This window comes from Croceibacterium atlanticum (genome assembly GCF_001008165.2).
Classification (GTDB): Bacteria; Pseudomonadota; Alphaproteobacteria; order Sphingomonadales; family Sphingomonadaceae; genus Croceibacterium_C; species Croceibacterium_C atlanticum.
In genome coordinates, this window is record NZ_CP011452.2 from 459,865 (window position 1) to 482,045 (window position 22,181).

General features: G+C 60.1%; 17 protein-coding genes. 9 read left to right on the plus strand and 8 right to left on the minus strand.

Annotated elements, in window-relative coordinates; all coding sequences use genetic code 11:
• Positions 1-16 precede the first annotated feature (16 nt).
• Positions 17-919 (minus strand): LysR family transcriptional regulator, encoded by a 903-nt coding sequence (locus WYH_RS02240; protein WP_046902536.1) that lies wholly within the window; start codon positions 917-919, stop codon positions 17-19.
• Positions 920-1,195: 276 nt separating this feature from the next.
• On the opposite strand from WYH_RS02240, the gene WYH_RS02245 reads away from it, so the two are divergent.
• The 5 genes from WYH_RS02245 to WYH_RS02265 all read left to right on the plus strand — a co-directional run bounded on the left by WYH_RS02245 (position 1,196) and on the right by WYH_RS02265 (position 8,124).
• Positions 1,196-2,824, plus strand: a complete 1,629-nt coding sequence (locus WYH_RS02245; RefSeq protein ID WP_046902537.1) for a thiamine pyrophosphate-requiring protein — start codon at positions 1,196-1,198, stop codon at positions 2,822-2,824.
• 74 nt (positions 2,825-2,898) lie between these two features.
• A complete protein-coding gene (locus tag WYH_RS02250) occupies positions 2,899-4,179 on the plus strand; it encodes a serine hydrolase domain-containing protein (protein WP_082347756.1) in 1,281 nt (426 codons plus the stop codon).
• An 86-nt stretch (positions 4,180-4,265) separates the two neighbouring features.
• Entirely contained in the window at positions 4,266-6,752 is a 2,487-nt protein-coding gene (locus WYH_RS02255) for a TonB-dependent receptor (RefSeq protein ID WP_046902538.1), read from the plus strand.
• Between the two features lie 103 nt (positions 6,753-6,855).
• Positions 6,856-7,248, plus strand: a complete 393-nt coding sequence (locus tag WYH_RS02260) for a DUF6152 family protein (protein WP_053833354.1) — start codon at positions 6,856-6,858, stop codon at positions 7,246-7,248.
• 87 nt (positions 7,249-7,335) lie between these two features.
• The gene (locus WYH_RS02265; protein WP_046902539.1) at positions 7,336-8,124 is read left to right on the plus strand and encodes a hypothetical protein; all 789 of its coding nucleotides are present in this window, start codon (positions 7,336-7,338) and stop codon (positions 8,122-8,124) included.
• Between the two features lie 86 nt (positions 8,125-8,210).
• Here the strand turns inward: WYH_RS02265 and WYH_RS02270 are convergent, their stop codons facing one another.
• From WYH_RS02270 to WYH_RS02290, 5 genes are all read right to left on the minus strand, one after another.
• On the minus strand, positions 8,211-8,690 hold the full coding sequence (locus tag WYH_RS02270) for a DUF6692 family protein (protein ID WP_046902540.1): 480 nt from the start codon (positions 8,688-8,690) through the stop codon (positions 8,211-8,213).
• Positions 8,687-9,208, minus strand: coding sequence for a DUF305 domain-containing protein (locus WYH_RS02275; RefSeq protein ID WP_046902541.1), 522 nt, complete (start codon positions 9,206-9,208; stop codon positions 8,687-8,689). The genes WYH_RS02270 and WYH_RS02275 overlap by 4 nt, the downstream gene beginning before the upstream one ends.
• A gap of 168 nt (positions 9,209-9,376) precedes the next feature.
• Positions 9,377-10,975 carry a tannase/feruloyl esterase family alpha/beta hydrolase gene (locus tag WYH_RS02280; protein WP_046902542.1) on the minus strand — a complete coding sequence of 533 codons (1,599 nt, stop codon included), beginning with the start codon at positions 10,973-10,975 and terminating at the stop codon, positions 9,377-9,379.
• Positions 10,976-10,996: 21 nt separating this feature from the next.
• Entirely contained in the window at positions 10,997-11,986 is a 990-nt protein-coding gene (locus tag WYH_RS02285) for a zinc-dependent alcohol dehydrogenase family protein (RefSeq protein ID WP_046902543.1), read from the minus strand.
• Positions 11,987-12,124: 138 nt separating this feature from the next.
• Entirely contained in the window at positions 12,125-15,268 is a 3,144-nt protein-coding gene (locus tag WYH_RS02290; RefSeq protein WP_244877947.1) for a TonB-dependent receptor domain-containing protein, read from the minus strand.
• A 794-nt stretch (positions 15,269-16,062) separates the two neighbouring features.
• Here WYH_RS02290 and WYH_RS02295 point away from each other — a divergent pair.
• Complete coding sequence (locus WYH_RS02295) at positions 16,063-17,280, plus strand: MarR family winged helix-turn-helix transcriptional regulator (RefSeq protein WP_053833355.1); 1,218 nt, start codon at positions 16,063-16,065, stop codon at positions 17,278-17,280.
• Between the two features lie 8 nt (positions 17,281-17,288).
• Here WYH_RS02295 and WYH_RS02300 read toward each other — a convergent pair whose 3' ends face one another.
• Together WYH_RS02300 and hppD are read right to left on the minus strand one after the other, a co-directional pair.
• A complete protein-coding gene (locus WYH_RS02300; RefSeq protein ID WP_053833356.1) occupies positions 17,289-17,903 on the minus strand; it encodes a hypothetical protein in 615 nt (204 codons plus the stop codon).
• Between the two features lie 81 nt (positions 17,904-17,984).
• Entirely contained in the window at positions 17,985-19,076 is a 1,092-nt protein-coding gene (gene hppD / locus WYH_RS02305) for a 4-hydroxyphenylpyruvate dioxygenase (RefSeq protein WP_046902546.1), read from the minus strand.
• A 125-nt stretch (positions 19,077-19,201) separates the two neighbouring features.
• Between hppD and WYH_RS02310 the strand changes: the two genes are divergently transcribed.
• The 3 genes from WYH_RS02310 (at position 19,202) to WYH_RS02320 (ending at position 22,167) form a co-directional block, all read left to right on the plus strand.
• Positions 19,202-19,522 (plus strand): FtsB family cell division protein, encoded by a 321-nt coding sequence (locus WYH_RS02310; protein ID WP_046902547.1) that lies wholly within the window; start codon positions 19,202-19,204, stop codon positions 19,520-19,522.
• Positions 19,523-19,732: 210 nt separating this feature from the next.
• Positions 19,733-20,794 (plus strand): pyruvate dehydrogenase (acetyl-transferring) E1 component subunit alpha, encoded by a 1,062-nt coding sequence (gene pdhA, locus WYH_RS02315; RefSeq protein ID WP_046904726.1) that lies wholly within the window; start codon positions 19,733-19,735, stop codon positions 20,792-20,794.
• Positions 20,794-22,167 (plus strand): pyruvate dehydrogenase complex E1 component subunit beta, encoded by a 1,374-nt coding sequence (locus WYH_RS02320; protein WP_046902548.1) that lies wholly within the window; start codon positions 20,794-20,796, stop codon positions 22,165-22,167. The genes pdhA and WYH_RS02320 overlap by 1 nt, the downstream gene beginning before the upstream one ends.
• Positions 22,168-22,181: the final 14 nt, after the last annotated feature.

Here is a 22,181-nt window from a genome sequence, read left to right on the forward strand (position 1 = left end):
CATTACCGGCCAGCGCTCAGTCCTGGCTTGCTATATCCAGGCCCGCCAGGAATGCCGAAGCTGCCGGAGAGAGCACGCCGCGACGCCGTTTGTAGATATAATAGCATCTATGCGAAGCAAGTTCCGGTACGTTGAGAGCGCAGATCTGGCCTGCTTCCTCTTCATCGGCATAAAGCGACCAGGGAAGCCATCCCAGCAACAGGCTTCGCCTGACGAATGCGGCAACCGCGCTTGGTGAACTGGTTTCGACAACCGCTGACGGCATTCGTTTGCCCGAACCTCTGACCGCTTCTTCCAGCAATTTGCGCGGCGTGGTGCCCGGGCCCGGCAGCACCCAGCCGGCATTCAGCACTTCCTCCAGCGAACATTGTTTGGTGGCGGCAAGCGGATGGGATGTGGAACAAACCACGCTGCAATCTTCTGAATAGCCAGTGTCGCGCACTGCTGTGACTTCGTCGTCTTCGAGATTATCATGCGCGATTGCGATGTCGATCGATCCATCGGCGAGCGCGGCGGCAAGTTCACCGCCGCTGCCTTCCAGCAGATAGACCTTCAGTTCCGTGCCCTTGTCTCGCAGCGATTTCACGGCATGGGGAAGAAATTGACGGGCAACCCCGGCGATGGCCCCCACCCGCACCACGCCTTTGCCCGCGCCGCGCAATTCGGCGATTGTTTCCTCCGCGCGGGACATATCGTGCAGGATCGATCGTGCGAAAGGCACCAGCGCCTCTCCTGCTTCCGTAAGCCGCATGCCCAGCGGATGCCGTTCAAACAGGGCCAGTCCGCAGCTTCGTTCCAGCTCCCGTGTCAGCCTGCTCAAGGCGGGCTGGGTTAGGTGAACAGCCTTCGCCGCACGGCCAAGACTTCCCAGTTCGGCAATCTGGAGAAAGGCGCGAAGCTGGCGATGATCGAGGCTCATGCAAAAATCCTATGACTTGCGGCCAAGTTTGCAACTCCCGCAGCAGCCATCGAAGTGGCACAATCATTGCCGAAGAAAAACAGAGGGTGGGGATAAGTAGAGGCGGCGCGGCGTTCAAGCCGTGCTCTTCGCGATAAGCCAATATGCCGGCTTTTTGGTCGGCTGGTTCGGCGTCTCACCTAGTCAAATGACTCTCGCGACCGGCGCCAGCGGGCAGCCGGGCTCCTCCCGGTGCCCGCTCGCGGAGCCGTGCAAGCAGTGGTCGAAGGAGATTGGATGAAAGTCAGTGCCGCCATCGCCGAAATTCTGCGCCGTGAAGGTATCAGCATGATCTTCGGATATCCGCGCAATCCGGTCCTTGAGACGGCGGCGGAGATTGGTATCCGCCCGGTCATCGTCCGCCAGGAACGCACGGGCGTGCATATGGCCGATGCGCTGTCCCGCCTGACACGGGGCAAACATATGGGTGTGTTCGCAATGCAGCACGGGCCCGGTACGGAAAATGCCTATGGCGGGGTTGCGCAGGCCTATTCCGAGTCCGTGCCTGTCCTGGTCCTGCCGCAGGGCTATGCGCGCCGCATCGCGCATGTGCCGGACAATTACAACGCCACTATCTCCATGCGCGATGTGACCAAGCATGCCGAACCGATCACTTTGCCCGGCGAGGTGGGGAATATCATGCGCCGGGCTTTCACTCAGCTGCGTAATGGCCGCCTGCGCCCGGTTCTGGTGGAAATGCCGTGGGACGTCCTGACGGAAGAAATCGACGGCGAGCTCGATTATCGCCCGGTTGTCAGCACGCGAAGTGGCCCCGACCCGCAAGCCGTGGAACAGGCCGCCAGGGCGCTGGTCACGGCGAAACGTCCGGTCATCTATGCCGGGCAGGGCGTGCACTGGGCCGATGCCTACAAGGAATTGCAGGAACTGGCGGAACTGCTTGCAGCGCCGGTTTGCACCAGCCTGGAAGGCAAGAGCTGCTTCGATGAAACGCATCCGCTTGCCCTCGGTGCAGGCGGGGCTGCCGTGCCCGGCCAATTGCGGCATTTTCTCGACAATTCGGACCTGGTCCTGGGCATCGGTTGCAGCTTTGCCGAAACCGCATTCGGCGTGCGGATGCCCACCGGCAAGCGGGTGATTCACGCCACGCTGGACCCCGCTGACTTCAACAAGAATGTACCATGCGAAATGGCCTTGGCCGGCGATGCGCGCCTGACCCTCGCCATGTTGGTGGATGCGTGCCGTGAGCTGCTCGACACGCCGCGCGATGCCGCCCCGGTGGCGGCCGAAATCGCCGAAGTCGAATCCGCGTGGATGCAGGAATGGCTGCCCCTTCTGACGTGTGAGGATGCACCGCTTTCGCCTTACCGTGTGCTGTGGGATTTGCAGCATTCGGTCGATGTGGCGAACACGATCATAACCCATGACGCAGGCAGCCCACGCGATCAGTTGACGCCGTTCTGGAAGACGAAAAGCCCGCTCAGCTATCTGGGATGGGGCAAATCGACCCAGCTCGGTTACGGCCTGGGCTTGGCAATGGGGGCCAAGCTTGCCTGTCCGGACAAGCTCTGCATCAATGTCTGGGGCGATGCGGCGATCGGTTTTACCGGCATGGATTTTGAAACGGCGGTGCGCGAACGTTTGCCGATCCTTTCCATTCTGCTGAACAATTCATCGATGGCGATCGAACTGCCGGTCATGCCCGAAGCGACGGAGCGTTACCGGGCCACCGACATTTCGGGCAATTATGCCGAATTCGCCGGCGCTCTTGGTGGGCATGGCGAACGGGTGAGCGAACCCGGCGAAATCCGCGCAGCAATAGGGCGGGGCATTGCCGCCACCGAAAATGGCCAGCCTGCCCTTATCGAGTTCATGACGGCAAAGGAAACACGCGTCTCGCGCCTGTGAAGCAGCACCGGGAAACACTCGGGCTGACAACCGGAAAAACCGCACAAGCGGTCCGGAATACAAGGGGAAAGAGGATGAGAAGGTCTGTAAAACTGCTGCCTTTTACCGCCGCCTGTTGCCTGCTTTGCGCAGGCGTTGCGCCTGTTTCCGCACGGGATCTGCCCAGGATAGAGCCGGTGCAGGCCGGCATTTCCGCCGAACGGCTGGACCTGCTCGATAAAGCGATCGCCAGGACCGCGGCTGAACGGAATATTCCCGGCGGGGTCGTGCTGATCGCACGGAAGGGCGGTGTCGCCCATTTGTCCAGCTTCGGACTGGCCGATCGTGCCACCCAGCGGCCCATGCGCCCCGACGATATTTTCCGTATCTATTCCATGACGAAGCCCGTTGTCAGCGTCGCGCTTCTGACACTGTATGAAGAAGGCAAGTTCCAGCTGAACGACCCGCTGGAGCTTTATATTCCGGAGTTCAGCAATCTGAAGGTCTTCGCCGGAGTCGACGAAGACGGGAACATGATTCTGGAAGAGCCGAAGCGCAAACCGACCATTCACGATGCTTTCCGCCACACTCTCGGCATAGGTGCGGGCGGTGGCCCCGCGCCCGTCGCGCAGCTTTATACCGACCGCAAGATCTGGGTGAATGCGATGACATCACTCAGCCAGCAGATGCAGCTGCTTGGCGAGGTTCCGCTGTTATACCACCCTGGAGAACAATGGCTGTATGGCTACGGCCACGACGTACAGGCTTATCTGGTCGAATATTTTTCGGGAATGCCGGTCGACGAATATCTGGAGAAGCGGATTTTCACGCCGCTGCAGATGGTCGATACGGCCTATGGCGTCCCGGCGGAAAAGCGTGGCCGCGTGGCAGCGTTGCACGATGTCCCCGAAGGGCCGCCGCCCTTTCCTCCCGTCGACATGCGGCCTTCGACCTATGAACGTTTCGCCGAACATCCATTCGGCACGCTCGGGCTATGGTCCACGGCGATGGATTATGCGCGTTTCGCGCAAATGCTGCTGAACCGGGGCGAGCTCGAAGGGGTGCGGATCCTCGGCAAGAAGACCGTTGAACTGATGACGGCGAACAACCTCCCACCCGCTATCGGGAATCTGGGGGAGGCACAGGGAACGCCCGGAACGGGATATGGGCTGGGCGTTTCGGTGCAGCTCGACGTTGCGGCCGACGGCAATCTTTCGTCTCCGGGTGCCTTTGGCTGGAGCGGGGCTGCGACGACGCATTTCATCGTCGACCCGGCCGAAGAGATGGTGGCGATCCTGATGACGCAGAAGGCGCCGTATGACGAGCGGATGCTGCGCGAATTCCAGACGCTTGCCTACCAGGCCATTGCCGAATGAACCGAACGCGGATGGCCGCAGGATAAAGCCGGGCCAGTGCAGCCCGGGAAAGCCGGAAAACAGAAAGAATAACGAGGGGAAGAGTGATGAAACTGAGAACGGGACATGCATTCTTCGGTTCGGCCAGCCAGATCGCGGCGGCCGCCGTCATGTTGTCTGGCGCAGCGGCAAATGCCCAGGTAGCACCGGAAACGCAGAGCGTTGCGGAGCCGCTGCCAGCCGAAAGGCAGGCCGATGCGCGGGCGGCGGAGGCAAACCAGCCTGGCCCCGGAAATTCACCGACCGTTGGTGCCGGTAACGAGATCGTGGTCACCGCCCAGTTCCGCGAACAGAACCTGCAGGACACGCCATTGGCGATCACTGCCGTTTCGGCGGCCATGCTGGAAGCACGCAGCCAGACCGACCTTTCGCAGGTTGCGCGGCAGGCGCCGAATGTCAGCCTGGCTCCGGCCGGGCAATCCTTCGGTGCGTCCATGATCGCGTCGATCCGCGGTGTGGGGCAAGGGGACTTCAACCCGGCTCTGGAACCGGGGGTCGGGATCTATGTGGACGATGTCTATTACGCCACGCTCACGGGCTCCGTTCTCGACCTGCTGGATCTGGAACGTGTGGAGGTGTTGAGAGGGCCGCAAGGCACGCTGTCCGGCCGCAATTCCATCGGTGGCGCCATCAAGCTATTTTCCAAACGCCCCACTGGAGACAACACCGGATATGTCGCCGCGACATACGGCATCAGAAACCGCCTGGATATCCGCGCGAGTGGCGATTTCGGCCTGGCGGAAGGGGTCGACATGCGCTTGTCCGGTGTCTCAAAACGGCAGAAAGGCTATGTGGAGCGTCGCGATTTCGGATGCGATTATCCGGCCGGGGATGATCCTGCCATCAACCCGGCGGACGGAATACCGCGTGTCGTTCCATTTGAAAGCGATTGCGTCATCGCGCGGGAAGGGGAAATCGATTATTCGGCCGTGCGCGGCCAATTGCGGCTCCGCCCGACATCCTCGTTAGATATCAATATTATCGCGGACTACACATATGATGATCGCGCCTCCACGCCCAGCGTGATCATCCCCTTCCGGGACGAGAATGGCGATCTTGTCAGCCCGAATGTGCCCTACACGGCCAGCATCAATCCGTTCGAGGCGCCGATCGCATTGGACTCGCGCTTTCTGTGTGGCCGCTATTGCAATTATTCGACATTCAATCATGTCGCGACGGATTCCTATGCGCCATTCCAGACGTCCGGCCGTTTCATGTTTGAAGGATGGGGCGTGTCGGGCCAACTGGAATGGGATCTCGCTCCCAGCCTGCAACTTGTCTCGATCACCGCCTATCGGACTTACAGCTCGGAATTCAGCAATGACAGCGACCTTACGCCGCTGGCACAGCATCTTGGCCTGAGCATCCTCGACTTCGACTTCTTCAGCCAGGAACTGCGGCTTAACGGTGCCTTCGGGGCAAATGACGAGGTCGAATATACGCTTGGCGGATATTACAGCGATCAGAAATCGATCTATACCGCGCGGCAGGAGTTCCGCGACAGTCTGGGCGCATTCTATCAGCGCGACCCGGTCCCGGCGGAAAGCAAGGCGGTTTTCGCGCATGTCGCCTGGTCGCCCCTTGCAGACCTGACTGTCAGCGCCGGCCTGCGCTATACGGATGAATCCAAGAGCTACACTTTCGTCCGCCTGACACCGGAAGGGGATCCGCATCCGATCCTCAGGGCGTTGAACGGCGTGACCGGCGATTACCAGACCGACCGCTTCGATTATCGCCTCAATGCGCAATATCGCTGGTCGGACAACGTCATGACCTATGCTCAGCTGTCGACCGGCTACAAGGGCGGCGGCATCAATCCACGGCCCTTCTTCGCGCCCCAGGCCCGGTCATTCGGTCCGGAAGAGCTCACCTCCTACGAAGCAGGGCTGAAGACGGACTGGTTCAACCGTGCATTGCGCATCAATATCGCGGCCTTTCTCAGCAAGTATGACGGCATCCAGCTCACGCTGAGCGATTGTCCGGGGCTGGGCGTACCGGCCAGGCCATGTGCACAGCCGGCAAATGCCGGTGATGCCGATGTGCAGGGTTTCGAGGTGGAAGCGTCACTCGCTCCGTTCGAGGGCACGCTGATCGACATGGCGGTCAGCCATCTGGACTTTGACTATACATATATAAACCCTTCTGCCGGTGGGCCGACCAGCCCGACGGGGCCGCAATATGGTGATACGCGGCCATACACGCCGAGCTGGAAATGGAGCATAGGGGCGCAGCACAGGTTCGAACTGGGCGACGCCGGTTCCCTGACACCACGCGTCGATGCATCGTACCAGAGCGACATCTTCACCGGCGCGAACAATGTTTACAACACGATCGACGCCTATACGCTGGTGAATGCGCGCCTGACCTGGCGCAATCGGGATGAAGATCTGGAAGTGTCGGCGGAGCTGACAAATTTATTCGATAAATATTACTTCCTGACCCGCGGTGCCGCCACTACGCTGGGATCCACCTTTATCACAGGCCAGCCGGGACGGCCGAGGGAATGGGCTGTAAGTGTAAAGAAGAAGTTCTGAACCAAATGCGTCATCGGGTTTGGTAACATTCATGAAGCGACGATATATTCACGATTTTTCGTCCCGCGCGGGGAAGAAATTATCGAATTGAGGGAGTTTGACGATGTTCAGAAAGCTTGTCGCAACTGCTTCGGCATTCGCGATCCTGGCGCCCTGCGCCGCCTACGCCCATCACTCGTTTGCGGCTTTCTTCAAGGCGGACAAAATCGTGGAGGTGAAGGGCAAGGTCACGTCCTTCCGGTTTCAGAATCCCCATGGCACGATCGTGGTGGAGGTGCCGTCCGACGATGGCGAGGTCCAGGAGTGGCGTGTTGAAACAAATGCACCTGTCGTGCTGATGCGTCGCGGCTGGTCCCGCACCAGCCTGAAGGCCGGTGATGTGGTAACGATTGACGGTTGGCAGGCGCGCGACGGCAAACGCTATCTGCGCCTGCGCCAGGCATTCGACGGAAATGGCAATCGTATCGGCAGCGCGCCTTTCGACACGTCCGGCTGAAACCCTGGCCGCAAATTCGATCCGCGTCGGATGACGCACCAAATGGCTCGCCGGGAGTCGATGGACTGATTGGCTGGGAGTGAATGAATGATCCGCCTGGGACTAAGCCTGCTCGTTTCCGCAACATTGATCGTCGCGCCTGCTGGCGCCCACAATTCCGATACTGAGGAAGCGCCTGATTTCTCGGGCTTCTGGTCCCTGAACGGGAATCAGCATCCTTTTGATGAGGAGCTGGTTGCCAAGCTTCCGGCGAATACTGCCATCATCGATGACAGCGGGTTTGTCGAATTTCCGCAAGGCGAATTCGGCGGGCTGGAACTCAAGCCCGATGCCCGCGCCAAGGCGGCACAGTGGAAGCCGGAAGATGAAATGACGCTGGAAAGGGTCTGTGCTGCCCCATCCGTCGTATATTCGATCCAGGGGCCATTCCCCTTCGAGATACATCAGACTCCGGAACTGATCGTCTTCAAATATGAATATTTCGACCAGGTGCGGCTGATCTTCATGGACGGGCGGGACCATCCCCCTGAAGACGCGCCTCATTCCAAGGTTGGTCATTCGATCGGCCACTGGGAAGGCGATGAACTGGTTATCGAAACCACGCATCTTGCTCCGGCAACGATCACCAATAACGGCCTCGATCACAGCGACGCGCTGCGCATGGTGGAACGTTACAAGCTCAGCGAGGACGGAACGCAGCTGAAGGCGACGCAGTGGTTCGAAGATCCCAAGGTGCTCGATAATAACGGCGCCCGCTACATTCAGTGGAGCAAGCAGCCGGGCAATTACGTCTTCCCATATGACTGCAACCCGGTTTTCGCCCTGGAATATCAGTCAATCGAAGAAGAGGACGGGGACGGCTCGCCCGCGCCCTGAACCAAGGGTTTGACGCGCTGCCGGTAAGGACCGGGAGCGCGGCCGTTCGGCCCGGCGCCGGCTATCCCGATATTGGTGCTGTCGTTTCAGTGGCAGCGGACATAGCCGTGATAGCCGATTTCGTCCTTTGCGCCGGGAGGCACCACGATCATTTCCATGCCCTGGCTGCCAGCGTTTCCTTCTTCGTCGAGAAGGTTGAGCCGGACGCTGAGATCGCCGGAGGCAAAGCTACTCTTCCCTGCTGCCTGTAGCGGGATGAGCTTGCCATTCAGTTTGATCGTGCCCTTGCCGCCGGGTTCGTAGATGAAGGAAGGGAAGGCCACTTCGGTCAGGATCACTTCGCAGCGGCCATTCTTTCCGCCCAGGGCGCGTATATCCGCCTCGCTCATTGTCTCCGGCTTGATAATGGCGGTGGCGACATTCTGCAAAGCGCTTGCCGCGTCTTCGACTGGGGCCGCCAGCGGCTCGGGGGCCAGTTCGGCTTCCCGGTCATTGCCGATAGCCGTATTCTGGTTGCAGGCCGCCAGCGGCAGTGTGAGTGCGGCCAGGGTCAGCGATAATTTCATTGCGCCATCTCCTGCGGCAAATCCTTGCTGCTGCGCACGCCATTGGCTTTGATGTCGGCGATCAGATATTTCATCTGTGCGATTTCACGGCGCTGGGCCACGATGATGTCATGCGCCAGTTTGCGCACGCGTGGATCGCGGATCTGGGCGCGTTCGCTGGTCATGATCGCGATTGAATGATGCGGGATCATGGCCTGCATATATTCCACGCCGGTGACCGTGGTCTGGCTCCGCACCAGCCACAAAGCCCCGGCAAACACTGCCGCCGCAATGCCGAGGATCAGGAAGTTCTTCCGTCGATTGCGATACATGCCCCACATGAAAAGCAGCATCACCACCATCATGGCGGCCCCCATCACGAAGGCCATCCAGAAGCGTGTTTCGCTCCAGAAAACATGATCGATACTGAAAGTGTTCAGATACATCAGGAAGAACATGACCACGGTGCTGGTTGCGATCATGGCCATGAACTTCCAATAGGGGCCTTCGCCGGCCATCCTGTCCTGGCGATCGGCCATATGGCGCCTCCTTTGTCAGTGAATTCGGGCCCGGTATCCCGAAATCAATGAATGCGCCGCTGCGCTGTTCCCGTTTCCGGTATCGACCGTGCCGGCGTGGCGGCCTGACGCGCCAGAATGATGCGCTCCTGATGAAAAAGGCGAATACTGGCTGGCGCGGAAAACGGGCTAGGATGGGGCAGGTGTATTGATTTCTGCCGGCTGGCGGCAGCTATAGCTTTCAGCACTGTCGGGATCGCCGCCTTCGAAATGGGCGTAGGCAGGGTGCGGGCACATGGGGCGCCTTGCAGGGCTATCTTCGCGTCCGGCGTCGATGGATGCGGGCGCCACGCCCTTTTCCACCCAATCGACCAGCGGGGCCAGCAGGTCGAAATTGTCGAAGGCGTTCCCGCCTGCACAATGCATCATACCCGGAACCATGTAGAACCGGCTTGCCTCGGTAAAGGCATCGCCATTGGCTTCTGCCGCGCGCTGCCAGTAATTCCATGTATCGAAGGCGGAGAACCATGGATCGCTGACGCCATGGAAGAACATAACCTTGCCCTGACGGCCGAGGAATGTGCTGAGATTGGTCCAGACATGGGTATCGGTCAGCCGGGCATTGCCATCGGCGCGCAATTGCTGAAGCCGGGCATCTACATCCACTGACAAGGCGCGGGAGGCCGGGCCGAATACGCCGGGTGCGCCGTTGGGCAGATAACCGGGGATCGGCCCGTCCGTGTTCACGATGCCGGTGTCGTAGGGGATCTGCGTATAGGCCGGATATCCGGCGGCATCCTTCGCGCCGGCAAAGGCTCGCTCCAGCGCCTGGACCTGTGGCGATGAAAGGCAGCTATCGGTTTTGCTGGCGGTGCATTGCAGCCTTGCCGGCTGGAAATTGCATTGCGCCACATTCATGATCATGCCGTCGGCCCGCCCGTCCAGCGCATCGCACTGGTCCAGCATCCCCTTCAGGATGGTTTCCCGGTCAGCAGCGGAAAATATCTGCGAGACAATGGGCAGGCCATCCGCGTCACGCGGTGCAGCCTGGTTGAATTGTACGGCCGCCCATTCAACCCCGAAATTGGAGAAGCCCGGCCGCATGGCCGGCGCCCCGATCACTATTCCGTCGAAGAGTTCGGGATAACGCTGCATGGCCAGCATTCCTTCCCGCCCGCCGGTGGAACATCCGGTCATGTAACTGTGATTGATCTCCCGGCCGTAATAATGCGCAGTGATCGGCTTGCCGCGTTCGGCCGCCTTGCGCACGGCGCGTTCGGCAAAATCCAGCGCGGCCCGCTGGTTACGGGTGAAGCTGGCATCGAAAACCGCGCCCTTGTGCCCGCTATCATGGCTGAGGACTGCGAAACCGCGGGCGAGCGCCGGGTTGCTGCCGGCTGCCACGGGGCCGATCGGCGGTTGCACCACGCCATTCATTCCGCCGCCGCCCTGCAAAAGGAAACGCCCGTTCCAGTCATCCGGCAGGGCGAGGGCGAAACCGATGCCATATTGCGTGCCATCGGCCCCCTGATGTGGGTCGATCATGCCCTCGGCCAGGCAATGGCCGGGGAGGGGCGGCAGGGGCGGAGCGCCAGCTTGCGGGGCGGAGCCGCCTTCGGAGGGCGGGACATGACTTGCAGCGACGATAGTGGTTCCCGGCGTGATTTCCATGCCGATCAATGCCTCGCAGCGGGCATCGATATCATCTGCCGGCTGCCGGGCCGGCATCTCGCTCGTCGCCGCACCGGCAAGGAAGGGCACCGCGAGTGCCAGCCATGAAACGCGCATATATCCTCTCCGTGATGGTTCTCAGAACGTGACGACGACCTTGCCGATCTGCTGGTTGGATTCGAGATAGGCGTTCGCTTCGGCCAATTGGTCCAGTCCATGGAATTGCCTGGCGATGACCGGCCGCAAATGCCCGGTTTCCAGCCCGGTCAGAATCTTTTCCTGGGCTGCCTTGAAGCGGTGCGGGTGGTTCCAGATTTCACTGGCGACCCAGCCACGCATGCTCAGGCCTTTGAAGGCGCATTGCCAGTGGGGATAGGGCGTTTCCTGCTCGCTAAGCCCGCCATAGACGAACAATATGCCGCGTTCGCCCAGGGCGGTTGCGAGAGTTTCGACATAGGGGCCGCCGACCGGATCGAAGGCTGCCCGCGCCCCTTTGCCGCCGGTAATCGCCATTGTCCGGGCGACCAGGTCTTCTTCCTCCGTGGCGATGACATGGGCCGCACCCAGATCGCGCAGAGCCTGTGCCTTCTCGCTGGTGCGGGTGCAGGCAATGGAAATGGAGCCCGCCCAGTTCGCAAGCTGGATTGCCGCAATGCCGACGCTGGAGGAAGCCGCGCGGATCAGCACACCATCGCCAATGCCGATATTCGCCACTTCGATCAGGGCGAAAGCGGTCATATATTGCATCCAAATCGATGCGGCTTCGGCGGATGACAGGCCAGTGGGCGCGGGCAGCAGGATCGATTCCGGCACGATCGCTTCTTCGCCCCAGATCCCGTATTCGCCCTGCCGGATCATAGGCAGCACGCAGACCCGTTGTCCGATTTCATAGGTGGTGGCGCCGGGGCCGACTTCCTCGATCACGCCCACCCCTTCATAGCCGATCAGGCTCGGGAGTTGCGGTTTCACCGGGTAACGGCCTGCCCGGTACATCGCTTCCGCCCTGTTGAGGCCGACTGCCTCTACCCGGATGCGGACTTCGCCCGCGCCGGGGGCGCCGACCGCAAGCTCTTCAATATTGAGCACTTCCGGCCCGCCGAGTTCGTGAATGCGGATGACCTTTGCCATTCGTCCTCCCCCTTATGCTTTTGCCACAGCATGGGCTGCATGGGCCGGCATTGTCCAGCCTCGCAGAAGCAATCGCACAAAGAAAAAGGGCCCTCCCGGAAGGGGAGGGCCCGTAGGTTTCAGCAGTCGTTTTCCGGCTTAGAACTTGACGTTCGCACCGAGATAGAAGCGACGGCCGTTATCGTCATAGAACCCGGTCCCGAGGTTGCCGCCCGGCAGGTTGCCGGTGGCGAGCGGGTTGGTGTTCGCCGGGTTCACGCCGGTCATCGGCGGAGCCTTGTTGAACAGATTGTCCACGCCGAACCGCAGGTTCACATCTTCAGTCAGGGCATAGCTGCCGTTGAGATGGAAGATGTTATAGGAAGGCGCTCCCAGCGTCGTTGTCGGGAACGATGCTTCCGTGGCATCTTCGATCGAAGGCAGGTGCTGCCACTGCAGACCCAGCATGAAACCATCGATGCTGTAATTGACGTTGGTGAACACGCGATAGTCGTAATTGCCACCATTCAGACCGCTGGAGGTCGGCCCCTGGGTGCCGGCATATTCAACCATCGGATCGGTGGGCAGTTCGGACGCCTTGAACGACAGCAGATAGGTGAACTGCACGTTCACACCCAGCGTGCCCGGGCCAACATCGCCTGCCCAGTCAAGCTGAGCGTCGATGCCCTGCACGCGGAACCGGCCATTATTCACATAGGTCAGGTTCACATTGTCGAGACCGCCCGTAACTGCGTTGCGGGTGAGGGCCTGACATGCAGCCGTCTGGGCAGCAGCAGCCGGATCGGTTGCCACCAGCGGGTTCAGCGCCGGATCGTAGCAGCTACGCTGCACGATCGCCACGGTCTGCTGACCGATCGCGTCCTTCACGCCGATATTGTAGTAATCGACCGAAAGCCGCAGGCGAGACAGAAGCGGGCTGTTGAACGGTGAATTCAGCACCATGCCGGCAGTCCAGGTGTCAGCCTTTTCCGGGGTCAGGTCCGGGTTGCCGATCGCACTCGGCCAGGCGAAACCAAAGGTGGAGTTATCCGTAACGCCCGGGCCGCCATTGTAATAAGCTTCCGAAGCCTGCTGGTTCGGCATCATGGCAAGGCAGGTCGCATAGACCGCATCGCCATTGGCATTGGCCGGATTTGCCGAATAAGGCAGCGGGTTCGCACGCGAACACAGGTCACCGGCGGTGTTGACGCCGAAGGTCTGCTGACGAGCAAGATAAAGCTCGGCAAGGTTCGGTGCACGTTCCGCACGGTTGTAGCCACCACGGAAACGCAGCCAATCGGTCACCTCCCAGTCACCCAGGATCTTGTAGGTGTAGCTGGTGCCGGTCGTGCTGTAGTCCGAAACACGGCCACCCAGTTCCAGCTGGAACATCTGGATCGCCGGAATGTCCGAAAGGACCGGGATCAGCAATTCGCCATAAGCTTCCTTCACGTCGAAGAAGCCTTCGGAGTTACCGCTGGGATAGATGCCCAGTGCCTGATCCATGAAGGAGCGGCCCTGCGTGGTCAGCGTATCGTTTGTGAATTCGAAATCGAGTTCACGATAGCTGGCACCGATGGCGCCGCGCACCTGGCCGGCCGGAAGATCGAGAAGGCCGCCCTGCAGGTTGGCTTCCACAATCGTCTGACGGGTATAGGTCCGGTTCTTCAGGTCCGCACGGATGGCTTCAAGGCAATCTTCCGAATAACCGCCTTCAGGCCGCACGAAGAAGTTGAGACCGCTGGTGCAGGTGGCCGACGATGCGCCGAAGCCGCCGAAAGCCTCGTTGCCGGTCGCGCTGAAGCCTTGGCCGAAATTCGGAGCGGTGAGAACCGCACGAAGACGTTCGAGCGAATAAATGCCCGTCTGCTTCGCATGGGTCTGCGACACACCGTGGTTGACGGAGATATCCCAGGTGAAATCGGATCCCGGAATATTGCCTTCCAGGCCGGCCACGATGTTGTAGGTCAGAACGTCCGTGAAAGTTTCACGCGGGTCGGGCATCAGCGTGGTAATGCCGAACGGCGCGTCAGGATTGTCCCGGCTGTCCAGCAGATCCCACAGCGATGCGGGAAGCTGATCCTGGGAAAGCTGGGTCGGATCGATATTGACGCCCCAGCCGCCCGTGATCGGGCCCGGTTCGTTGCGGGTCTGGGTGCTGACATGGCTGAACATCGCCTGGCCGAACACGCCGATCCAGTCATTGACCTCGTAATTACCGCGCGCAAGGAAGTTGTAACGCGTCAGCGGCAGAACCAGCTGCAGGCCGGTGCTGGCCTGGCTGAGCGTGCCGGCATCGGTGACCTTCGTGTTGAAGCCGTCAACATCTTCGGAATAGCCGAAGAAGTTTACGTAACGCGTGAAGGGCGCACCATAAATACCAGCGGCATCGAAGAACGAACCGTTGACGAAGGGATTGCCATTGCCGTCAAGATAGACGGTCGTGCCCTGCACGTTGGGGCTGAAGTTACCGTCAGGGAACAGCGTTTCCAGGCCGGAAGCATAATTGCCGTTGGTACCATCCAGCAGGATGCCCGGATTGTTGATGAAGAACTGCGCGCCGCCGGTCGTGCTCGTATCGGCGTACAGATCCTTGTACCATTTGCGATCGGCCCGCAGGTTCGCTTCGCGGGTGTTCATCGACATTGCGAGGCTGACGTTACCGCGGCCATCGTCAAAGTCCGTGCCCATGATGCCGGACAGCTGATATTCGAAACCGTCGCCTTCCTGAGTAATACCGACCTGGCCATCGAGTTCGAGGCCCTGGAAGTTCTTCTTCAGGATGAAGTTGGTGACACCGGCCACGGCGTCGGCGCCGTAGGTGGACGATGCACCGCCGGAAATGATCTCGACACGCTCGATCGCGGCGGACGGGATCGTGGTGATGTCGATGACGCCCGATGCGTTGCCCGGCGTGCCACGGCGGCCGTCCAGCAGGACAAGGTTACGGTTTGCACCGATACCGCGAAGCGAAACGGTTGCCGCACCCGGCGTGTTGGTGGCGGTCGGCTGAATATCCGCGCCAGCCTGCGGCGTCTGCGCCGGCGTGAACTGCGGCAGCTTGTTCAGATTGGTTTCAAGCGCGGCGGTCGAGGACTGTTGGAGCAGGCTCTCGTCAACCGTCACGGTCGGGCTGTTGTTTTCGAAATCGGCGCGCTGGATGCGCGAACCGGTAACGATGATGGTGTTGCTCTGACCGGCACCCTCTTCCTGCGCCATTGCCGGTGCGGCAATGGTGACAGTGCTGGCGCATCCGGCCAGCAAGAGGGCCCTGTAAAGCCCCGAATTCTGCAAACTCCTCACTTTGTGCTCCCTTCACAAATAATACGCACGGCCCTTCAGCCGTCGTTCTGTAAAACCTCTCACCGCACCCCGGACGGATTGGACGCGCAAATCTTGCGCGCGCTGGCACCGCCACTACGGGTCGAGGCAAATTCTGTTTTTCCGGGGACGCGCGATGCGGCTTCGGCAAAAGCCGGCACGCCATTCGCGCATGAACGCGCTCGTTCCATTCATCCCTCCCTCGCGGCCCCGACTTGATTGAGTCGACGGGTACCGTTTGTTCGTATTCATATTGTCTGTGTCTGATACTGTCTAGCCGACCGGACCCGGCGGCTTGTTAAAAATGCGGGTTTCGGCCGTTTTGGGACACAATATTAGCCGCAGATGGCATCAAACAACCTATTTACATTGCATTAAGCAGTAGAATTTTTCGCAGTTTTCCGGCATTTTACGGAGCTGAAACTTTTGCTGCACTTGCGAGTGTTGCCCCGCTGCATCGCTTGTATGACAGATTTGCGGAATTCAGCGATTTGGCGGGATTTCTGCCCCAATAAGAGGTGTGACGGCAGTGTATCGAGAAGCCATTGCGTTGATTTGGTCCGGTATCCGGTCCATTTCACCCACAATGTTTTTACGCGATGACAAGCCGCGAACTGTTCAATTGTACAAATCCAAGATAGGTTGCCGGAAACAATTGATCAGAAGAAGGGGCGGGGATAACCGCGCTTATGGGTGATCGGGAGGATGCGGGCCAGATGGCCCGGAGAGAAGGCGGGCCTGACGAAAGAACGGGCGCCTCAGGCGATTGGCGGAGCATGTTGCGTATGCGCGCCCATGACGTGCTGCGCAGTTCCATTACGGCGGATACCGAAACCAATGGCGCCACCAGGGCGCTTGGCAAGCTGGCCGAAGATGCTCTTGCCATCATCGATGCTTTCGCGCGCGGCGTGCAGATCGAAGCCAGTGCCGGCGGGCAGGGATGGTCCGCTGATTTCGAGCGAAGGCTAGAGATCATTCTCAAGGGTATCGATCTGGAACTTGCGCAAAGCGGGGCGGGGGATCCGGATCTCCCTGTTCAGCCCCCGCATGTAATCCAGGGGGAACTCTGGCAATTGCTCCACAAGACGCGCGAAAGCGCCGAGCTTTCCTATTCGCGAGAAATCGACCTTATCGAGCTTGATCGCCGCATCCTGTTCCTGTTGCGGAGCATGGGCCCGCTGGTGCCGGCGGACGTGGCGAGTGCGGTGGGCGTGGACAAGGCGCAGGTCAGCCGGTCGGTTAAGCGCCTGCTGGAATTGAAGATGGTGGAGCGGGAACAGATCCGCGCCCCGCTGCGGCTCACCCGGAAGGGTGAAACGCTCAGCAAGAAGTTGATGCGCCTTGCCGAATTGCGCAATCGCGAGCTGACCTTCGATATCGGCGATGCGGAATTGCGTGAATTCCTGGCGACTATCGAAATCCTGCTCGACCGGGCTGTCACGCTTTATCACGAGGAATATGATCTCGCCCATGAAAAGGGTGGGACCGTTAGCTTGGGGGATCGCGAAGAACGCAAGATCGGGGAGAAGCTGCCCCTCGATCGCACCAGGATCGTCTCGCCGCTGATGACGCTCAGTTCCTATTTCAGCCGCAGCGGCGCCTTGGCGTTCAAGCGGCTGACCGGGCTGTCAAATTTTGAAGCCTATGTCCTGTACGAGATCGGCAAGAACCCGCCGATAGCCTGGACCCCGCTCGTCCGCGCGCTGGAACGGGATCACAGCCAGGCCGGGCGTACGATCAACACCTTGGTCGATCGCGGCCTCGTGACGCGGGAAGGCAAGCCCGGGCGCCGGCATGGCCGTTTCGCGCCGAGCAAGGAAGGTGCCCGCCTGTGGGAAAGGATTGACGAGGCGGGCCGCGAACGCAGTGCCTATCTCCTCGCACCGCTCGCAACTGATCAACGCCGGCGATTCCTGCAGACTTTCGAGAAAATCCGCAGGAATGCTGTCGCCCAGCTTGAACGCGAACGCGCCTTCGCCGAACTGGACGATTAGGCGGAGGCCTATTTGACCCGTTCGATCCGGACCGGGGCCTGATTGTCAAAGCGCATGAGGTAGCTGCCGAGTGCGCCGCGTTCGAGTTCGATGCTATCGCCCTTGCGTGGGGTGCGATAAAAGCGGCTGACGCTTTCTCCGAAGAGCCATTGGGCGCCATCATCAAGGGTTATCAGATAGATGCCCGGTTCGCGTTCCCGCACGGTCGCGACCCTTGCCTGGATCTCGTTCACCTGTCCTGGCCGCGTATCGAAGCGTTGCGGGCTGTTGGCGCGAACATCGTCGCCGCCGAAACCTTCCGGTTCGGCCATAGCTGGCGCGGGAGAGGGCGCAGACGGAGCCTTGCCGAGATCGTCCTTGCCGAAATCATTGCCGGAAAGAGGGGCGCCAGACCCGCCCTGCGGCCGCTGCATCGAGCCGGGAACGGAGCTACGGCTGGGTGCACCGGCAGAGCGGATATTGTTGTCATAGCAGGCAAGCCGCGCGGTCGGATCATTGATCTTCGCGCATTCGCGCAAGATGTTGAGAACGATGCCGTCATTCACCTGGGCTGTGGCAGGCATGGAAGCCAGCGTGAGGGCGGCGGCCCCTGCCAGCAGCATGGAAACTCGCTGCGCGGTCATGAAATTATCTACTCCTCTCGTCCGGACACGCTTAGTGAAGCTTGACCGGCGAAGGCGCAAGAGGCTTGAGGCAGGGCGCCTTCAGCCCGGAACATCATTTCCTTGCAGGACGCCGCGGCGAATCTGGTCTTCTTCCATGGACTTGAACAATGCGGAGATATTGCCTTCTCCGAAGCCTTCATCCCCCTTGCGCTGGATGAATTCGAAAAAGACGGGCCCCACCATCAACTGGCTGAATATCTGCATCAGCAGATGCGGCTCGCCATTTTCGACCGAGCCATCGACCAATATGGCGCGTTCCTTCAGCTTTTCGATCGGCTCGCCATGGCCGGGCAGCCGCTCTTCCAGCATTTCGTAATAAGTGTCGGGCGGGGGCGGGGCGAATTCCAGCCCCTTCTGCCTCAGGCTGTCCAGCGATGAATAGAGATCGTCGCTGGCAAAGGCGATGTGCTGGATGCCTTCGCCATTATAAGCGCGCAAATATTCGGCAATCTGCCCCTTGCCATCCGCGCCGCCTTCCTCGTTCAGGGGGATGCGGATCTTGCCATCAGGCGCCATCATCACCTTGGTATTGAGGCCGGAATATTCGCCCGTAACGTCGAATTGGCGGAACTCGCGGAACCCGAAGATCCGCGAATAGAAATCCTCCCAATGGGCGATCCTGCCATTATAGACATTATGGGTAAGGTGATCGATCATCTTGAAGCCGGCACCCGGCGGGTTGCGCTCGGCGCCGTCTTCATAAATGAAATCAATGTCGTAGATCGTCAGATCGCCGTCATAGCGGTCGATCAGATAGATCAGTGAATGGCCGATACCCCTTATTGCCGGGATATTCAGTTCCATCACGCCGGTATGCACTTCCACCGGCTCCGCCCCGCGATCGAGTGCGGCCTGATAAGCATGGGCCGCGTCCTTGACCCGGAACCCCATGCCGCAAGCTGAAGGTCCATGCTCCGCCGCGAAATAGGCGGCCGGGCTTTTCGGTTCATAGTTCGCGATCAGATTGATTCCGCCCTGCCGCCAGAGCTGGACATCCTTGCTCCGATGGCGGGCGACCATGCTGAAACCCATGCGTTCGAATCCGGGTTCCAGAATACCCTTTTCAGGTGCCGAGAATTCGAGAAATTCGAAGCCGTCCAGGCCGAGTGGATTGTCAAACAGATCAGGCATGGTTTCAAATGTAACCGGACTGGAGCGTGACTACAAGATCACTCATCGCAACATGCTGCCGTAATGGCGCAAGAATGCGGCGATCCCGCTTGAATTCAGTGGGGAATTGTGATTCTGGTTACATCATGAACCTGGCCACCAACAAGCGCGACACGATCCGGGAAAAACTCGGCCAGTTCGGCGCGCTCGGCTATTTGCTTTTGCTGGGCGGACTGGCGCTGGCCGGACCCTATGGCGTATTGTCCTGGGGGGAAAACATCTCGCTGCTGGAAAAGCGCCAGGCCCGGATCGCCGCGCTACAGGAACAGCGGGACGAATTGGTCAATCGGGTCGAACGTCTCGATCCTGAGAATGCCGATCCGGACATGGTTTCCGAATTGCTGCGCCGTAATCTCAACGTCGCGCATCCGGACGAATATGTTCTCGAATACAATCCGGAGCCCTGAGCGCAGATTTTACCGCCTCCAGGGCTCAGGCTTCGCACAAACCCAACAACCTGCATCGGAGACGTTGCAAGCGGCGCGATCATCCGCCTATAGGCGGGCCGAAACCAGCGCCATTCAGCGCAAAAAGGGGAAGACGCCTTGGCACGAGCCGCCACTCCCAGTTCCGGCAAGCCGAAACGGACGCCGGCAAAGAAGAAACCCGAAGTCAAAATGGGCGCAGCCGCCGCAAATGCCGGCGATGGTCCTGACGAGAGTTTCGAGCTTCGCAGCCTGCAGGAATCCTTCGAAAAGGATAAGCGCTACAAGGCGAGCGAAGAGGAAATGCTCGACTTCTACAAGCAGATGCTGCTCATCCGGCGCTTTGAGGAGAAGGCGGGCCAGCTTTATGGCCTCGGCTTCATTGGCGGTTTCTGCCACCTCTATATCGGGCAGGAAGCTGTTGCCGTGGGCCTGCAATCGGCGCTGAATGGCGACAAGGACAGCGTCATCACCGGCTATCGCGATCATGGCCACATGCTGGCTTACGGCATCGATCCGAAAGTGATCATGGCGGAACTGACCGGACGCGAAGCTGGTATCAGCCGCGGCAAGGGCGGTTCGATGCACATGTTCAGCACCGAACATCGCTTTTACGGCGGGCACGGCATCGTCGGCGCGCAGGTGCCGCTTGGCGCCGGTCTCGCTTTCTCGCACAAATATAATGAAGATGGCGGCATCTGCCTGACCTATTTCGGTGATGGCGCAGCCAATCAGGGGCAGGTGTACGAAACCTTCAACATGGCTTCACTGTGGAACCTGCCGATCGTCTTCGTGGTTGAAAACAACCAGTATGCGATGGGCACATCGGTGAAGCGCAGCTCTGCCGAAACGCATTTCTACCGCCGCGGCACCGCCTTCCGGATTCCCGGCATCGCGGTCAACGGCATGGATGTGCTGGAAGTCCACCAGGCGGGCAAGATCGCCATCGATCATGTCCGTGGCGGCAATGGCCCGGTCCTGCTGGAACTGAACACCTATCGCTATCGCGGCCACTCCATGTCCGACCCGGCGAAATATCGCACGCGCGAGGAAGTGCAGGGCGTGCGCGAGAAGCGCGATCCGATTGAAGGTCTGAAGGCAGACCTGATGAAAGCGGGCGTGGAAGAGGACAAGTTGAAGGAAATCGACAAGGCGATCCGCGCGACGGTGAATGACGCCGCCGACTTCGCGGAAAACTCCCCCGAGCCGGAGCCGTCCGAGCTCTACACCGATGTCGTGGTGGAGAAGTACTGATGGCGATCGAGCTCAAGATGCCCGCCCTTTCTCCGACAATGGAAGAGGGCACGCTGGCCAAATGGCTGGTCAAGGAAGGGGACGAAGTTTCCTCCGGTGACGTGCTGGCGGAAATCGAAACCGACAAGGCGACGATGGAATTCGAATCCATCGACGAAGGTATTGTCGGCAAGATCCTCGTGCCCGAAGGCACGGAAAATGTGGCCGTCGGCACGGTGATTGCCGTGCTTGCTGCCGAGGGTGAAGACGTGTCCGATGTAGACACCGCGCCTGCTCCGGCCCCGAAGGAGGAGCCCAAGGGCGCCACCACGGCGGCCAGTACTGCCGAAGTGATGGAAGAAAAGCCGGCCCCCAAAAAGGTCGACCCGGAAATCCCGGCAGGCACGAACATGGTCACGGTCACCCTGCGCGAAGCGCTGCGGGATGCGATGGCCGAAGAAATGCGCCGCGACGATCGCGTCTTCGTGATGGGCGAGGAAGTCGCCGAATATCAGGGCGCGTACAAGGTGACGCAGGGCCTGCTCGAAGAATTCGGCCCCAAGCGCGTGATCGACACGCCGATCACCGAATATGGTTTTGCCGGTATCGGCGCGGGCGCCGCCATGGGCGGTCTGCGGCCGGTCGTGGAATTCATGACTTTCAACTTCGCCATGCAGGCGATTGACCACATCATCAATTCCGCGGCCAAGACCAATTACATGTCCGGCGGCCAGATGCGCTGCCCGGTCGTGTTCCGCGGTCCGAACGGCGCGGCAAGCCGCGTGGGCGCACAGCACAGCCAGAATTACGGTCCGTGGTATGCCAGCGTTCCGGGCCTGGTCGTGATCGCACCTTATGATGCGCATGATGCCAAGGGCCTGCTGAAGGCGGCCATCCGCAGCGAAGATCCCGTGGTCTTCCTGGAAAACGAGCTGGTTTATGGCCGCAGTTTCGAACTGGCCCAGCTGGATGACCACGTACTGCCAATCGGCAAGGCACGTATCGTTCGTGAAGGGTCTGACGTGACGATCGTATCCTATTCGATCGGCGTCGGCCTGGCTCTGGAAGCGGCAGAAAAGCTGGCCGCAGAAGGCATAGATGCCGAAGTGGTCGATCTGCGCACCCTCCGCCCGCTCGACAAGGAAACGGTGCTGGAAAGTCTGGCCAAGACCAACCGCCTGATCATTGCCGAAGAGGGCTGGCCGGTCTGCTCGATCGCGTCGGAAATCACCACGATCTGCATGGAAGAAGGTTTCGACCTGCTCGACGCGCCAGTGCTGCGTGTCTGCAACGAGGACGTGCCGCTTCCCTATGCCGCGAATCTGGAAGCGCTGGCGCTGATCGATTCCGACCGGATCGTCACCGCCGCGAAGAAGGTCTGCTACAAGGATTGAGCGTCTGCCCCTTC

Excerpts from the sequence above, each read along its gene's own strand:
- WYH_RS02240 (WP_046902536.1), bottom strand. The coding sequence starts at position 919 with ATGAGCCTCGATCATCGCCAGCTTCGCGCCTTTCTCCAGATTGCCGAA.
- WYH_RS02245 (WP_046902537.1), top strand. The coding sequence starts at position 1,196 with ATGAAAGTCAGTGCCGCCATCGCCGAAATTCTGCGCCGTGAAGGTATC.
- WYH_RS02250 (WP_082347756.1), top strand. The coding sequence starts at position 2,899 with ATGAGAAGGTCTGTAAAACTGCTGCCTTTTACCGCCGCCTGTTGCCTG.
- WYH_RS02255 (WP_046902538.1), top strand. The coding sequence starts at position 4,266 with ATGAAACTGAGAACGGGACATGCATTCTTCGGTTCGGCCAGCCAGATC.
- WYH_RS02260 (WP_053833354.1), top strand. The coding sequence starts at position 6,856 with ATGTTCAGAAAGCTTGTCGCAACTGCTTCGGCATTCGCGATCCTGGCG.
- WYH_RS02265 (WP_046902539.1), top strand. The coding sequence starts at position 7,336 with ATGATCCGCCTGGGACTAAGCCTGCTCGTTTCCGCAACATTGATCGTC.
- WYH_RS02270 (WP_046902540.1), bottom strand. The coding sequence starts at position 8,690 with ATGAAATTATCGCTGACCCTGGCCGCACTCACACTGCCGCTGGCGGCC.
- WYH_RS02275 (WP_046902541.1), bottom strand. The coding sequence starts at position 9,208 with ATGGCCGATCGCCAGGACAGGATGGCCGGCGAAGGCCCCTATTGGAAG.
- WYH_RS02280 (WP_046902542.1), bottom strand. The coding sequence starts at position 10,975 with ATGCGCGTTTCATGGCTGGCACTCGCGGTGCCCTTCCTTGCCGGTGCG.
- WYH_RS02285 (WP_046902543.1), bottom strand. The coding sequence starts at position 11,986 with ATGGCAAAGGTCATCCGCATTCACGAACTCGGCGGGCCGGAAGTGCTC.
- WYH_RS02295 (WP_053833355.1), top strand. The coding sequence starts at position 16,063 with ATGTTGCGTATGCGCGCCCATGACGTGCTGCGCAGTTCCATTACGGCG.
- WYH_RS02300 (WP_053833356.1), bottom strand. The coding sequence starts at position 17,903 with ATGACCGCGCAGCGAGTTTCCATGCTGCTGGCAGGGGCCGCCGCCCTC.
- hppD (WP_046902546.1), bottom strand. The coding sequence starts at position 19,076 with ATGCCTGATCTGTTTGACAATCCACTCGGCCTGGACGGCTTCGAATTT.
- WYH_RS02310 (WP_046902547.1), top strand. The coding sequence starts at position 19,202 with ATGAACCTGGCCACCAACAAGCGCGACACGATCCGGGAAAAACTCGGC.
- pdhA (WP_046904726.1), top strand. The coding sequence starts at position 19,733 with ATGGGCGCAGCCGCCGCAAATGCCGGCGATGGTCCTGACGAGAGTTTC.
- WYH_RS02320 (WP_046902548.1), top strand. The coding sequence starts at position 20,794 with ATGGCGATCGAGCTCAAGATGCCCGCCCTTTCTCCGACAATGGAAGAG.